The organism is Streptomyces sp. NPDC127084 (genome assembly GCF_042724175.1).
Taxonomy (GTDB): Bacteria; Actinomycetota; Actinomycetes; order Streptomycetales; family Streptomycetaceae; genus Streptomyces.
Genome location: NZ_JBHXFA010000058.1, coordinates 26,502 through 40,575, shown reverse-complemented (window position 1 = coordinate 40,575; position 14,074 = coordinate 26,502). Strand labels below are relative to the sequence as shown.

Here is a 14,074-nt window from a genome sequence, read left to right as displayed (position 1 = left end):
CCGGGCTCCTTCCCGAGGCGCTGAGGTCCGGTCGGGCGGGCGGTCAGGCCGGCGAAAACGGTCAGTCGGCGAGACCCGCGAGGTCTCGGAGACGCCGGGCCTGGGCAGCTCGCTCGGCCTTCCGCTGCTCCTCGTAGCCGCGGTCCTGCGCACCGCGCAGCAGCGCCTTGGTCTCGATCACGGCGTCACGCGGGGCCGCGAGCAGAGCCGCCGCCAGGTCGCTTACGGCACCGTCGAGTTCCTCGGCGGGCACGACCAGGTTGGCAAGGCCGATCCGCTCCGCCTCATCGGCCTGGACGAAGCGTCCCGTGGCGCAGATCTCCAGCGCGCGGGCGTACCCGACCGCCGAGACGAGCGGATGCGTACCGGTGAGGTCGGGAACCAGACCCAGGCTGGTCTCGCGCATGGCGAACTGGACGTCCTGGGCGACGATCCTCAGGTCGCAGCCCAGGGCGAGCTGGAATCCAGCCCCGATCGCGTGGCCCTGTACGGCCGCGATCGACACCAGGTCATTGCGGCGCCACCAGGTGAACGCCTCCTGGTACTCGGCGATGACCGCGTCCAGTTCCTCGGCGGAGCCTCGTGCGAGGTCCAGGAACGACGGCTCGCCGTCGAAGCCTTCGGGCGTGAAGGCCTGGCGGTCGAGACCAGCGGAGAAGGACTTGCCCTCTCCGCGCAGCACGACCACCCGGACGCTGCCCGGCAGCATCCGCCCGGCTTCGGTCAATGCCCGCCAGAGAGCGGGAGACTGGGCATTGCGCTTGGCCGGGTTGGTGAGCGTCACCGTGGCCACCGCGTCATCGACGGTGAGCCGTACGCCGTCCTTGTCGAGCAGCACAGAGTCCAGCGAGTCGTGCGCGGTCATGGGGAGCCTCCGGTTCCGGTGCGGTCAGTGCAGCGAGAAGTTAAGTTACTGCACAGTAACCACCCCGTCGACCTTTCGATCGACGGAGTGGCCGACACCGGAACCGTCCGGCCGACCTCAGACGCCACCGACTTCGGCGGCTGCGCGCGGAACGATCAGGCTACGCGGCCTTCTTGCCCCGCGTAGCTCCGCCGCGTCCCCGCAGCGTGACTCCGGACTCGCTGAGCATCCGATGCACGAACCCGTAGGAGCGGCCGGTCTCTTCGGCCAGCGCCCGGATACTCGCACCGGAGTCGTACTTTCGCTTCAGGTCTGCCGCGAGCTTGTCGCGCGCGGCGCCGGTCACCCGGCTGCCCTTCTTCAGAGTCTCGGCCACCCGTGCCTCCTCATGGGAAGTGCGCTCTGGACTTCTCATGATCACCCCTAGCGGGCCTCATGGCCACCCATTCGACAAGGTCTGTGCCACAAGGTTTGGCCGCAAGACGCTTCCGGACGCGGCCGCAGCGGCGGATTCCGGTTACGGCTGCCGAGACGTTTCCGCGAGCCACGCCGGGAAGTTCCTGGTCAGAGCGGGTGCGCACCGGACGGAGCGGTTCCGGTGCACCGCGCGGGCGGCGCGGGACAGGGAAAGCCACCGCCACGCCGGGGGATGAGACGTTCTCACTCAGATGAAGGACAAGCGGTGGGCCGAATGATCCATACGCAGGGGATCAGGATCCCCCGGGTGGTCGTCGGGAACCGGCACACTGGAGGGCGACACCGGCACGCGGCCAACGGCGACGTCAGGCGAGGGCCACCAGATCCGCGTAGTCCGCACCCCAGAGGTCCTCGACCCCGTCCGGGAGCAGGATGATCCGCTCCGGCTGGAGCGCCTCCACGGCGCCCTCGTCGTGCGTGACCAGGACGACCGCACCCTTGTAGGTGCGCAGCGCTCCGAGGATCTCCTCGCGGCTGGCCGGGTCGAGGTTGTTGGTCGGCTCGTCCAGCAGCAGCACATTGGCCGCCGAGACCACCAGCGTGGCCAGCGCGAGCCTGGTCTTCTCGCCACCGGACAGCACCCCGGCCGGCTTCTCGACGTCGTCACCGGAGAACAGGAAGGAGCCGAGCACCTTGCGGACCTCGACAAGATCGAGGTCGGGCGCGGCGGAGCGCATGTTCTCCAGTACCGTGCGGTCCGGGTCCAGCGTCTCGTGCTCCTGGGCGTAATAGCCCAGCTTGAGGCCGTGGCCCTCGACAACCTCGCCGGTGTCGGGGGTCTCGACCCCGCCGAGGAGCCGCAGCAGGGTGGTCTTTCCGGCGCCGTTCAACCCGAGGATCACGACGCGTGAGCCCTTGTCGATGGCGAGATCCACATCGGTGAAGATCTCCAGGGAGCCGTAGGACTTGGACAGGCCCTCCGCGGTCAGGGGGGTCTTGCCGCACGGCGCGGGCTCGGGGAAGCGCAGCTTGGCGACCTTGTCTGCGGCCCGGACGTCCTCGAGGCCGGACAGCAGCCGTTCGGCGCGGCGCGCCATGTTCTGCGCGGCGACGGTCTTGGTGGCCTTGGCGCGCATCTTGTCGGCCTGGGCGTTGAGCGCCGCCGCCTTCTTCTCCGCGTTCTGGCGCTCCCGCTTGCGGCGCTTCTCGTCGGCCTCGCGCTGCTGCTGGTAGAGCTTCCAGCCCATGTTGTAGACGTCGATGGTGGAGCGGTTGGCGTCGAGGTAGAAGACCTTGTTGACGACGGTCTCCACGAGGTCGACGTCGTGGGAGATCACGATGAATCCGCCACGATAGGTCTTCAGGTAGTCACGCAGCCAGACGATCGAGTCCGCGTCGAGATGGTTGGTCGGCTCGTCCAGCAGCAGGGTGTCGGCGTCCGAGAAGAGGATCCGGGCGAGCTCCACACGGCGGCGCTGACCACCGGAGAGGGTGTGCAGCGGCTGGCTGAGCACCCGTTCGGGCAGGTTGAGCGCCGCGGCGATCGTGGCTGCTTCCGACTCGGCGGCGTAACCGCCCTTGGTCAGGAACTCCGTCTCCTGGCGCTCGTACTGCTTCAGCGCCTTCTCCTGGGTGGCGCCCTTGCCGGTGGCGATGCGCTGCTCGTTCTCGCGCATCTTGCGGATCAGGACGTCGAGGCCACGGGCGGAGAGGATGCGGTCGCGGGCCAGGACGTCGAGGTCGCCGGTACGCGGGTCCTGCGGGAGGTAGCCGACCTGCCCGGAGCGGGCGATCTGGCCGGCGGCGGGGACGCCCTCACCCGCGAGGCACTTGGTGAGCGTGGTCTTGCCGGCCCCGTTGCGGCCGACGAGGCCGACGCGGTCGCCCTTGGCGATACGGAAGGTGGCGGACTCGATGAGGACACGGGCGCCGGCGCGCAGCTCGACGCCGGAAGCGGTGATCACGGAAAGACTCCAGAACGGGACGGACGGCGGAAGGACGACGGGGCGTGCGCGCGGAGGCTTCGACGCCGTCTAATCCACAAGGAGAATTGCCATGGGAGGCAGTCTACCGGGCTGGTGCGACCGGATTTCTGTGGCACTGGCCACGGTTCCGGTGCGCTGCCCATGGCGGACAGCACACCCGCGGGGCGCAGGGGGCGTGCGCGAGCGCCACGCAAAAGGGGCGGGCCGTACCGTGCTGATCGATACTCAGGATCATGCAGTTCGACGATGACGCCGACCTGGACACCTCGGAAGTCCAGGATGTGCGGGGCAGGCGGTTGCCGGGCGGGAGGGCCACCGTCGGCGGTGGGATCGTCGGATTCATCGCACTGATCCTTGGGCTGATCTTCGGCGTCGGCCCCGATCAGCTCGGGCTCACCGAAGGCGGCGGGGAAACCCGGCCGAGCGCCTCGACGGCGGCCCAGGTGAGCCAGACCTGCCGCAAGGGGGCGGACGCGAACACCCGCGACGACTGCCGGATCGTTGCCGTGGTCAACAGCCTGCAGGACTTCTGGCGCGCGGAGTACGTCCGACGCGGTGGGCGGTACGCGGACGCGCCGACGGTGATGTTCACCGACAAAGTCGGGACCGCGTGCGGATCGGCCACGTCCGCGGTCGGCCCCTTCTACTGCCCGGCCGACCACAAGGTGTACCTGGACCTCAGTTTCTACGACGACCTGCGCACCAGGTTCGGGGCGTCCGGGGGACCGTTCGCCCAGGCGTATGTGGTGGCCCATGAGTACGGCCACCACATCCAGAACCAGATGGGCACCCTGGCCTTGGCCCAGGACAACCGGGCGGGTGCGGGGAGCAATGCTGTCCGGGTGGAGTTGCAGGCGGACTGCTACGCGGGGGTGTGGGCGCATCACGCCACGACGGCTCCGGACGAGAAGACCGGGAAGCCGCTGCTGACCCGGCTGACCAATGCGGACATCAGGGAAGGCCTCGACGCGGCGGCGGCGGTGGGCGATGACCGGATCCAGCAGGCACTGCAGGGGCGGGTCACCCCGGAGACCTGGACGCACGGGTCCGCGGCGCAGCGTCAGCAGTGGTTCCACACCGGCTACCGCACGGGCGACATGGCCGCGTGCAACACCTTCCGCTGAGGTGCTCCATCCCGGCTTCGCCGCAGCTCCGTCCCGACTTCGCGGCACTTCGCGGGACTCAGCCGGAGGAGCGGCGGGATCCCGGGCATTGTCAGGGGCCCCTGCCAGACTGAGATCTGGATCACATTCCCGTGGTCATGCGGGGACGGGACGTGCGTGGAGCGCGTGACGGAGGAGGGAGCGAGATGGCGGAGGCACCGAGCATCTGCCCGACACTGCTGTACGCGGACGCCAAGGCCGCGATCAAGCAGCTCACCGAGGCCTTCGGCTTCACCGAGCACGCCGTGTACGAGGGCGGGAACGGCAAGGTGGTGCACGCCGAGCTGTCGTATGGGAACGGGATGGTGATGCTGGGCAGCAAGGGCACGGGCAGCGAGTTCGACAAGCTGATGGAGCGCGGCGGCCCGGTCGGCGTCTATGTCCAGGTCGACGATGTGGACGCGCACCACCGCCGCGCGGTGGAGCACGGGGTCGCCGTCCTGCTGCCGCCCACCGACCAGGAATACGGCTCCCGGGACTACATGGCGCGCGATCTGGAAGGCAACGTCTGGAGCTTCGGGACGTACCGACCGGGGGCGAGCGCGGACTGACGGAAAGGACCGAGCCGCTGGAGGTCACGCGCCCCCGGTGTGCACCTGGAAGGCCGCCCGGCGGAGAGCCTTTGCCAGGGCGGGGTCGGGGTGGGCGGCGGCCAGTGCGACCAGGACCTGCACCGTGCGCGGGTGGCCGACCGCCCTGACCTCCTCCAGCAGGGCGGGGACGGTGCCCTGGACGGCCGCCTCGAGGTGACGGACCAGCAGCGTGGCCTCACCGTGGTCGGCGACGGCTGCCGCGGTGTCCACCCAGAGCCAGGTCGACTCCTCGCGGGTCAGCACTTCGGCCGCGTCGTCCGGGTCCGCGCCTTCGTACTCGGCGAGCCAGAGCAGAGCGTAGGGGCGCAGGGGCGGCTCCTCGGCGGCGGCACGCACCCCGGCCTCGGCGGGGGCGCCGACGACGCGGAGGGCCTCGAAGGCGAGGCCGCGCAGCAGCGCGTCCTCGCCGCGGGCCGCGGCGAGGAGTTCGGAGACGGCGCTGGAGACGGTGCGGGCGGCCAGCCAGGCGCGGTATTCGTCCCGGGCGGGTCCTGGGCTGAGCCCGGCGCAGGCACGAAGCAGGTCCTCGGCGGAGTGCTCGATATGGCCCGCGGGGCTCTGGGCCGCGACGCAGATCTGCTCCAGCTTGACCCAGACCGCCCAGCTGCCGAGTGGGGTGAGGGTGGCCTGGCCCTCGCCGAGGGTGAGCGCGCCCACGGCGGCGAGGCCTTCCAGGGCCCAGTCCATCAGCGCGGGGAGCAGGGCGTCGGGGACGGTCCGGTCCTCCGGGACGGCCAGGGACGAGACCGCGGCGCTCGGCGAGGCCTCGGTTGCCGGGTCCCCGTCGGGCTCGCGCTGCGGGGGTACGGCCGGGTCAGGGCGGGGGGCGCGGGGGGTGACGGGCACTTCGCAGCGCTCGTCACGCAGCTCGGCGACACGCTGCTGGAGCAGGTCCAGCAGGGCAGGCGCAAGGACGGGACCACCGGAGAGCTGAAGGAGGGTGAGGACCTGGGGGATGGCTTCGACGACTTCGGCGACGGCCGCGGGAGCGACGTCATCGGGTGCTGGGTGGATCAGCGACCAGGCGTCGAACAGGGCGACCCAGCCCCGTAGCACGGCGGTGTCATCGCGGTCCCAGGCGTTGAGGCGCCAGCCGGGGCGGGCGGTGCTGCCGTGGAGTTCGACAAGCCCGGCGAGACGTGCGCGGTCCCAGCTCGCGCTCGCCTGGTCCGGTGACAGCCCCAGCGCCGCCGCGGCCTGTTCCCGTACGGCGGTGCGCACGGCCGCGTCGGGGCCCGCGGCGGCCCAGCGGGCGATACGGACGGCGTCGGCGAGGGCCTCGCGCGCCTGACGGGCCAGTTCGGCGGCCGGCGGAGTGCCCTCTGGCGGGCGCGGAGCGGGGCGCGTACGCCGGTTCGCCACGACGCGTCGGGCTGTGGCGGTGGGACGGGGACGGACAAGACGGAGCCTGGAGTCGCGCACGTTACGGGACGTCACGGGGAGCAGTCTTCCCGCTGTCGGCCCGAAAGCCCAATCGGAAAGCGGGATCCCCTTGTCAGGATCCGGTCACGGGGTGGATGCGAGCCCGGGACAGGGCCTCTCGCCGACCGCTCGGGGTCGCTCACGGGCGGACCGGCAGCAGGCACCGGTGCCGCCCGGGGCGGCTGGTCCGAGGGAGGACGCTCAGATCAAGGGGGTGAGGAAGCGGCGGAGGGCCTCTTCGTAGCGTGCGGGGTCGGCGTTCCACATCGCCGCGTGCGGGGCTTCGGTGACGGTGTGGAGGCTGACCAGGTCCGGTCGGCGGGCCGCGAGATCCCGGGCTGGGGCCCAGGGCGCGATTCGGTCGTCGGGGCCGTGGAAGATCAGCGTGGGTACGCCGAGACTGCCCGGGTCCGCGGCTTCCCGCAGCCGGTCGCCGTGCAGCCCGGTGCGCCCCTGAGCGGCACGCACCGCCAGTGGGAGGAGCACGGAGGGGGTGTGGCGGGCGGCCGCCAGGGCGCGCAGTGTGTCCTCCCAGTCGAGCACCGGGGAGTCCAGGACGAGCCCCGCGATCCGGTCCCGTAGGGCCGAGTTGGCTGCGGCGTGCAGGGCCATCGCGGCTCCGACGGACCAGCCGTGGACGATCACGCGTTCGGCACCGGCGCGGACGGCGTACCGGATGGCCGCGTCGAGGTCGCGCCACTCGGAGTCGCCGAGATGGCCGAGGCCGTCGGGTGACCGGGGCGCGCCGCGGTCACCCCGGTAGGAGATGGCCAGTACCGGTACCCGCCGCTCGGTGAGGAACGGCATCAGGTTCAGTACGTGCTCGCGGGTGGCGCCGAGACCGTGCACGGCGATGATCCATGTGCTGCGGGGCCCGGGGACGAACCAGGCGGGCAGGGGTCCCAGTTCTCCGTGGACCTCCACATCCTCGTGGTCGATGCCGAGCGCTTCGGACGGCGTCCCGCTGTGCAGCCGCGGGGTGAAGCGGACCTTGGTCCCGATGTCGAGGCTGCCGTGGCCCACGCTCTCCAGCCGGCGGACGACGGTGTCCGCGGCATGGGGGACGTCTTCGAGTACCGGGCCCACAACCGCGTGGACCCCTGTGCCGGCGAGCCCGTACATACCGGGGCGGAGTGAGGCGAGGCTGCGGGTGAGCGTGATCCGGCCCGGCCCCGTGGCGTGCACGGTGAGCCGGGGCTCGCCGGGTACGGGGCGTTCGGGCGCGGCCTTGAGTGCCGCGTCGCTCGCGTACCGGCCCGCGGCGAACGCGGCGGCTCCGATACCTACCAGGGTGGTGACGGCCGTTGCCGTCGCTGTAGCCGGGCGCACCGTTCCAGTGTGGTGACGTCAGCCCCGGGCTGCCAGTGGGCGCGCCACCCTGAGTGACGTGCCGTGCACCGACCAGCGGATCAGCCGGTCAGCCGGTCAGCCCGGCTGACCGTAGGTACGGAGCTTGTCGCGCACCTCATCGACCTGGGTCCGTGAGAGCAGGCTCGGCCCGCTGCCGGGGACGGAGCTGGCGGTGAGCCATACGCGGCACATCCACTCCAGCTGGGCGGTTCGGTCGTAGGCCTGGTCGAGCGTGGCCCCGTAGGTGACGGTGCCGTGATTCTGGAGCAGGCAGCCCGTACGGTCCGCGAGTGCGTCGAGCATATGGGTGGCGAGCTGCTCGGTGCCGTAGAGCGCGTACGGGGCGACGCGGACGGGTCCGCCGAGGGCCGCCGCCATGTAGTGGATCAGCGGCAGCTCGGTGACCAGCGTCGATACGGCGGTGGCGTGCACGGCGTGGGTGTGCACGATGGCGGCGGCGTCGGTGGCGCGGTAGACCGCCAGGTGCATCGGCAGCTCGCTGGTGGGGATCAGCTCGCCCAGCACACGGCGTCCGTCCAGATCCACACCGACGACGTCCGGCGGACCGAGCCGGTCGTAGGGCACCCCGGTCGGTGTGACGAGCACCACATCACCTGCCTCGGTGGGCACACGGACCGAGACATTGCCCGAAGTGCCGACCACGAGCCCGTCCGCCACGGTCCTGCGGGCGGTGGCGACGAGATCCGCCCATGCCCGTACGACCGACGGGTCCCGCCGCACTTCCCCCAGCTCGGGCTGCTCGCCCCCTCGCCGAACGCTCATGTGCTGATCATGTCAGGGACCGGGTGATTCCGCGCCGTGCACGGGCTCCCGTTCCAGGCCGAGCGGCCGTACTCTCCTAGAGTCACTCCTGAGCCGTGCTGAGTTCATCTTCCGTTCACTCAGGTTGCTTACGTTCGACCGGCCACTGACGTCCAATAGAAGCCTGGGTAAATGGAACACATCACGCTTCTCCTCGGGATCGTGATCATCACCGCTCTCGTGTTCGATTTCACGAACGGTTTCCACGACACCGCCAACGCGATGGCGACGACCATCTCGACCGGGGCGCTCAAGCCGAAGACGGCGGTGGCCATGTCCGCCGTGCTGAACCTCGTCGGCGCCTTCCTGTCCGTCGAGGTCGCCAAGACGATCTCCGGCGGGCTCATCAACGAATCGGGCATCCGCACGGAAGTCATATTCGCGGCGCTCGTCGGCGCGATCCTGTGGAACCTCCTCACCTGGCTGCTCGGCCTGCCCTCCAGCTCGTCGCACGCCCTGTTCGGCGGCCTCATCGGCGCCGCCGTGATGTCCGCGGGCTTCTCGGCCGTCAACTACGGGACGATCGTCACCAAGGTGCTGATCCCGGCCGTCGCCGCGCCGGTGGTCGCCGGTCTCGCCGCGTTCCTCGCCTCAAGGCTGACGTACAAGATCGGCAACGGAGCGGACGACAAGGCGACGACCAAGGGCTACCGGGCGGGCCAGATCGCCTCGGCCGGGCTGGTCTCCCTGGCGCACGGCACCAACGACGCGCAGAAGACCATGGGTGTCATCACCCTGGCCCTGGTCACCGGTGGTGTCCTCGTCCCGGGCTCCAACCCCCCGATGTGGGTCATCGTCTCCGCCGGTGTGGCCATCGCGCTGGGCACCTACCTCGGCGGCTGGCGGATCATCCGCACCATGGGCAAGGGCCTGACCGACCTCCAGCCGCAGCAGGGCTTCGCCGCCCAAACCAGCGCCGCGACGGTCATCCTGGCTTCCTCGAACCTGGGCTTCTCGCTCTCCACCACCCAGTCCTGCTCCGGTGCCGTGATGGGCGCGGGCCTCGGCCGCAAGGGCGGTGTGGTCCGCTGGTCCACCGCCACCCGGATGTTCGTCGCCTGGGGTCTCACCCTTCCGGCGGCCGGTCTGGTCGCCGCCGCGGCTGAGTTCCTCACCAGTCAGGGCACCTGGGGCACGGTCACCGTCGCCGTCCTGCTGGTCGCGGGCTCGGGCGCCATCTGGGCGGTGTCGCGCCGCAAGCCGGTCGACCACACGAACGTCACGGCGGAGGAGACCTCCGGGATCGCCGAGGCTCCGGGTGTGGTGACCACCGCCATCGCGGCCGTGACCCCGCCGCCCACCCTCGCCACGGCCGAGGAGCTGATGGCCACCATCCCCGCTCCCGCCGGCGAGTCCACCCCCGCCCCCACCGCTTCGGTGTAAGGGAAGTAAGGAAAAACGAATCAGCATGAAGATCGACTGGGCAGCTCTGGGCTCCGTCTTCGGCGTGAGCCTCGTTGTGACCGTCGCCCTGGTGGGACTGTTCACCCTGGGCATCGCGGGCCTCTCCAAGCAGGAGGCAGCCGCCGCGCAGGGAGGCTCCGCCGGCCTGGCCCGCACGGGCGCGTACGCCTGCTTCGCGCTGTGCGCCGCGGCCGTGGCGTACGGGATCTATCTGATCGTCGCCTGACGATCGGAACGGACGACCGGTAGCAGCGGTCAGCAGCACGGAACAAAGAGCCGGGAGCCGGACATCCCAGAAGGGGTGTCCGGCTCCCGGCCTGTGTGCGCCTCGGCTGAACCGGCCCCCGGACTTCGCAACCCTTGATGTGGGCCTGCGCACACTGTCCCGCCGCAGGTCAGAGGTGAGTTGACGGGTGTTCGCGGCCCATGGTGGACTTCCGGGGCCACTTACGGCGGCAGAAGAGGAAGCCGGTGCGAATCCGGCGCGGTCCCGCCACTGTCACGGGCGCCACCCCTTCACCGGGGCGCGTGCCGAAGCCAGGAACTCTCTCCCGCCGGATCACGTCGAGCCAGGGCGCGGACCCTGAGTGAGGACGCACATGCCTGCCGAGCAGCGGGCGCCGGGGGGACTTGTCCCTGCTGTCGCTGTCCCTGCCATCACGTTCGCGTACGGTGCCACGGCCGGACTCGCCGGCGACCTGCTTCTCGGCGATCCCCGCCGGGGTCATCCGGTCGCCGCCTTCGGCCGGGCCGCGAGTGCCGTCGAGCGCCTGCTCTGGCGCGACCACCGCGGCTGGGGCGCCCTGCACACCGCGGTGTGCGCCGGGGGCGCGATCGCCGCGGGCGCGCTGGCCGCCGCTTCCGTACGCCGTTCCCGTACCGCTTCCCTGGCGCTGACCGCCGCCGCCACCTGGGCCGTCGTCGGCGGTACGACACTCGGCCGGGAGGCCAGGGCGATCGGCGGGGCCCTCGAGGCGGGTGACATCGAGACCGCCCGTGAAAGGCTGCCCCATCTGTGCGGCCGTGATCCGCAAACCCTGGACGGTCCCGGAATCGCCCGCGCTGTGGTGGAGTCCGTCGCCGAGAACACCTCGGACGCCGTGGTGGGCGCGCTGGTGTGGGGCGCGGTGGCGGGGGTGCCCGGTCTCGTGGGCTTCCGTGCCGTGAACACCCTGGACGCCATGGTGGGCCGCAAGTCGCCCCGCTACCGGCGCTACGGCTGGGCGTCGGCCCGGCTCGACGATGTGGCGGGTTGGCCGGGCGCCCGGCTGACCGCGGGCCTCGCGGTGCTCGCGGGCGGGGACCCGCGCGGTGCCGTACGGGCCTGGCGGGCGGATGCCGCGAAGCATCCCAGCCCCAACGCTGGTCCGGTGGAAGCGTCGTTCGCGGGCGCGCTCGGGGTACGTCTCGGGGGGACGCTCTCCTACGGCGGGCGCGTTGAGCACCGGCCCGTGCTCAACGGCCCGGGCAGGACCGTCGGGGTGGCGGATATCGAGCGCGCGGTGCGGCTGTCGCGCCGCGTGGGGGTGCTGGCGCTCGCGGTGTGCGCGGGCGCACGACTTGGGTGGGGAGCGGCTGCGGCCATGAGGGGGAGGCGGAAGTGAGCGGCGGAGGACTGCTGATCGCGGGAACCACGTCGGACGCGGGCAAGAGCGTCGTCACGGCGGGTATCTGCCGGTGGCTGGTACGCCGGGGTGTGAAGGTCGCCCCTTTCAAGGGGCAGAACATGTCCCTCAACTCCTTCGTCACCCGCGAGGGCGCCGAGATCGGCCGGGCCCAGGCCATGCAGGCCCAGGCGGCGCGCGTGGAACCGTCGGCGCTGATGAACCCGGTGCTGCTCAAGCCGGGCAGCGACCGCTCCAGCCAGGTCGTGCTGATGGGCAAGCCGGTGGGCGAGCTCAGCGCGCGGGGCTACCACGGCGGCAGACAGCAGATGCTGTTCGAGCCCGTCGTGGAGTGCCTGGAGAAGCTGCGCGGTACCTATGACGCGGTGATCTGCGAGGGCGCGGGCAGCCCCGCCGAGATCAATCTGCGGCGCACCGACATCGTGAACATGGGCATCGCCCGAGCCGCCCGCCTCCCGGTCGTGGTGGTCGGGGACATCGACCGGGGCGGGGTGTTCGCACAGTTCTTCGGGACGACCGCGCTGCTCGCGCCCGAGGACCAGGAGCTGGTCGCGGGCTATCTGGTCAACAAGTTCCGCGGCGATGTGACCCTGCTGGAGCCGGGCCTGGAGATGCTGCACGGACTGACCGGACGGCGGACGTTCGGTGTGCTGCCGTACGCCCATGGCCTCGGCATCGACGAGGAGGACGGGCTGCGGGTGTCGCTGCGGGGCGCCGTACGCGAGTCGGTGACCTCCGCACCGCTGGGCGAGGACGTACTGCGGGTCGCGGTGTGCGCCGTACCGCTGATGTCCAACTTCACCGATGTGGACGCGCTGGCGGCCGAGCCCGGTGTGATCGTGCGGTTCGTGGACCGCGCCGAGGAACTCGCCGACGCGGATCTGGTGGTGGTGCCCGGCACCCGCGGCACGGTGAAGGCCCTCGCCTGGCTGCGCGAACGCGGTCTCGCTGACGCGATCGCACGGCGGGCCGCGGAAGGCAGGCCGGTGTTGGGGATCTGCGGTGGCTTCCAGGCACTCGGCGAGCACATCGAGGACGAGGTGGAGTCACGCGCGGGCGAGGTCGACGGGCTCGGACTGCTGCCCGTGCGGGTGCGGTTCGACCGCGAGAAGACCCTGGCCCGGCCGGTGGGCGAGGCACTCGGCGAGCGGGTCGAGGGCTATGAGATCCACCATGGCGTCGCCGAAGTGCTCGGTGGTGAGCCCTTCCTGGACGGCTGCCGGGTCGGTGCCGTCTGGGGCACCCACTGGCATGGCTCGCTGGAGAGCGACGGCTTCCGGCGGGCGTTCCTCCGGGAGGTCGCCGCGGCGGCGGGACGCCGCTTCATACCGGCGCCGGACACCCGGTTCGGGCTGCTGCGCGAGGAGCAGCTCGACCGTCTCGGCGATCTGATCGAGGAACACGCCGACACCGCCGCCCTGCTCGAACTGATCGAGCGCGGCGCGCCCGCGGGCCTGCCCTTCATCCCCCCGGGCGCGCCATGAGGCGGGAGACTCCAAGCCCGGTGCGGGCGAAAACCGACGAACGCAGCCACGTGCCCACTCGGCGCGAGCGGGAAGCACGGGAGGACCGGAACGTATGAGTGGTGCTGTGCACTATCCCTTCACCGCGATCGTCGGCATGGACGATCTGCGCCTGGGACTGCTGCTGAACGCGGTCTCGCCCGCGGTCGGCGGGGTTCTCGTACGCGGTGAGAAGGGCACCGCCAAGTCCACCGCCGTACGCGCCCTCGCGGCGCTGATGCCGGATGTCGAGGTGGTCGCGGACTGCCGTTTCTCCTGCGCGCCCGGCGCACCGGACCCCGGCTGCCCGGACGGTCCGCATGAGGACGCGCCCGGCACCGAGCGCCCGACCCGCATGGTGGAACTGCCGGTCGGCGCGTCGGAGGACCGGCTGGTGGGCGCTCTCGACATCGAGCGGGCGCTCGCGGACGGCGTCAAGGCGTTCGAGCCGGGGCTGCTCGCCGACGCCCACCGCGGCGTGCTCTACGTCGACGAGGTCAACCTGCTGCACGACCACCTGGTGGACCTGCTGCTTGACGCGGCGGCGATGGGTGCCTCGTACGTGGAACGCGAGGGCGTCTCCGTACGGCATGCCGCGCGTTTCCTGCTCGTCGGGACGATGAACCCCGAGGAGGGCGAACTGCGACCCCAGTTGCTCGACCGATTCGGCCTCACGGTGGAGGTCGCCGCGTCGCGCGAGCCCGAGCAGCGGGTGGAGGTCGTACGGCGCAGGCTGGCGTACGACGCCGATCCGGCCGGTTTCGCCGCCCGGTGGTCCGGCGAGGAGGCCGCGCTGCGTGAGCGGGTCGTGGCCGCGCGGGCGCTGCTGCCGTCCGTGGTGCTCGGTGACGCGGCGCTGCGCCGGATCGCGGCGACCTGCGCGGCTTTCGAGGTGGACGGGATGCGCGCCGACATCGTGATGGCGC

At 71.4% G+C, this 14,074-nt stretch carries 12 protein-coding genes, 1 pseudogene and 1 riboswitch; of the genes and pseudogenes, 7 read left to right on the top strand and 6 right to left on the bottom strand.

Annotation, left to right across the window (positions count from 1 at the left end; genetic code table 11):
* Positions 1-61 precede the first annotated feature (61 nt).
* From ACFWI9_RS16040 to ACFWI9_RS16030, 3 genes are all read right to left on the bottom strand, one after another.
* The gene (locus ACFWI9_RS16040) at positions 62-865 is read right to left on the bottom strand and encodes an enoyl-CoA hydratase/isomerase family protein (RefSeq protein WP_387162350.1); all 804 of its coding nucleotides are present in this window, start codon (positions 863-865) and stop codon (positions 62-64) included.
* Positions 866-1,025: 160 nt separating this feature from the next.
* A complete protein-coding gene (locus ACFWI9_RS16035) occupies positions 1,026-1,241 on the bottom strand; it encodes a helix-turn-helix domain-containing protein (RefSeq protein WP_387162349.1) in 216 nt (71 codons plus the stop codon).
* Between the two features lie 406 nt (positions 1,242-1,647).
* Complete coding sequence (locus ACFWI9_RS16030; RefSeq protein ID WP_387162348.1) at positions 1,648-3,246, bottom strand: ABC-F family ATP-binding cassette domain-containing protein; 1,599 nt, start codon at positions 3,244-3,246, stop codon at positions 1,648-1,650.
* A 254-nt stretch (positions 3,247-3,500) separates the two neighbouring features.
* Between ACFWI9_RS16030 and ACFWI9_RS16025 the strand changes: the two genes are divergently transcribed.
* A complete protein-coding gene (locus ACFWI9_RS16025) occupies positions 3,501-4,391 on the top strand; it encodes a neutral zinc metallopeptidase (RefSeq protein WP_387162346.1) in 891 nt (296 codons plus the stop codon).
* A gap of 185 nt (positions 4,392-4,576) precedes the next feature.
* Complete coding sequence (locus ACFWI9_RS16020) at positions 4,577-4,981, top strand: VOC family protein (protein ID WP_387162344.1); 405 nt, start codon at positions 4,577-4,579, stop codon at positions 4,979-4,981.
* Between the two features lie 24 nt (positions 4,982-5,005).
* On the opposite strand, the gene ACFWI9_RS16015 is transcribed toward ACFWI9_RS16020, so the two are convergent.
* From ACFWI9_RS16015 to ACFWI9_RS16005, 3 genes are all read right to left on the bottom strand, one after another.
* Positions 5,006-6,460, bottom strand: coding sequence for a hypothetical protein (locus ACFWI9_RS16015; protein WP_387162342.1), 1,455 nt, complete (start codon positions 6,458-6,460; stop codon positions 5,006-5,008).
* Positions 6,461-6,646: 186 nt separating this feature from the next.
* Positions 6,647-7,774 (bottom strand): alpha/beta hydrolase, encoded by a 1,128-nt coding sequence (locus ACFWI9_RS16010; RefSeq protein WP_387162341.1) that lies wholly within the window; start codon positions 7,772-7,774, stop codon positions 6,647-6,649.
* 96 nt (positions 7,775-7,870) lie between these two features.
* Positions 7,871-8,578 carry a class II aldolase/adducin family protein gene (locus tag ACFWI9_RS16005; protein WP_387162339.1) on the bottom strand — a complete coding sequence of 236 codons (708 nt, stop codon included), beginning with the start codon at positions 8,576-8,578 and terminating at the stop codon, positions 7,871-7,873.
* Between the two features lie 171 nt (positions 8,579-8,749).
* On the opposite strand from ACFWI9_RS16005, the gene ACFWI9_RS16000 reads away from it, so the two are divergent.
* From ACFWI9_RS16000 to ACFWI9_RS15980, 5 genes and pseudogenes are all read left to right on the top strand, one after another.
* Positions 8,750-10,000, top strand: coding sequence for an anion permease (locus tag ACFWI9_RS16000; RefSeq protein ID WP_387162338.1), 1,251 nt, complete (start codon positions 8,750-8,752; stop codon positions 9,998-10,000).
* Between the two features lie 25 nt (positions 10,001-10,025).
* A complete protein-coding gene (locus ACFWI9_RS15995) occupies positions 10,026-10,247 on the top strand; it encodes a hypothetical protein (RefSeq protein WP_338675767.1) in 222 nt (73 codons plus the stop codon).
* 195 nt (positions 10,248-10,442) lie between these two features.
* Positions 10,443-10,592: riboswitch (cobalamin riboswitch) on the top strand.
* Positions 10,593-10,620: 28 nt separating this feature from the next.
* On the top strand, positions 10,621-11,625 hold the full coding sequence (locus tag ACFWI9_RS15990; RefSeq protein ID WP_387162337.1) for a cobalamin biosynthesis protein: 1,005 nt from the start codon (positions 10,621-10,623) through the stop codon (positions 11,623-11,625).
* Complete coding sequence (locus tag ACFWI9_RS15985; protein ID WP_387162335.1) at positions 11,622-13,130, top strand: cobyric acid synthase; 1,509 nt, start codon at positions 11,622-11,624, stop codon at positions 13,128-13,130. Before ACFWI9_RS15990 ends, ACFWI9_RS15985 begins: the two co-directional genes overlap by 4 nt.
* A 94-nt stretch (positions 13,131-13,224) precedes the next feature.
* A pseudogene (locus tag ACFWI9_RS15980) lies at positions 13,225-14,074 on the top strand (ATP-binding protein); the annotation flags it as partial.

Excerpts from the sequence above, each read along its gene's own strand:
- ACFWI9_RS16025 (WP_387162346.1), top strand. The coding sequence starts at position 3,501 with ATGCAGTTCGACGATGACGCCGACCTGGACACCTCGGAAGTCCAGGAT.
- ACFWI9_RS15990 (WP_387162337.1), top strand. The coding sequence starts at position 10,621 with ATGCCTGCCGAGCAGCGGGCGCCGGGGGGACTTGTCCCTGCTGTCGCT.
- ACFWI9_RS16000 (WP_387162338.1), top strand. The coding sequence starts at position 8,750 with ATGGAACACATCACGCTTCTCCTCGGGATCGTGATCATCACCGCTCTC.
- ACFWI9_RS16020 (WP_387162344.1), top strand. The coding sequence starts at position 4,577 with ATGGCGGAGGCACCGAGCATCTGCCCGACACTGCTGTACGCGGACGCC.
- ACFWI9_RS15995 (WP_338675767.1), top strand. The coding sequence starts at position 10,026 with ATGAAGATCGACTGGGCAGCTCTGGGCTCCGTCTTCGGCGTGAGCCTC.
- ACFWI9_RS16040 (WP_387162350.1), bottom strand. The coding sequence starts at position 865 with ATGACCGCGCACGACTCGCTGGACTCTGTGCTGCTCGACAAGGACGGC.
- ACFWI9_RS16005 (WP_387162339.1), bottom strand. The coding sequence starts at position 8,578 with ATGAGCGTTCGGCGAGGGGGCGAGCAGCCCGAGCTGGGGGAAGTGCGG.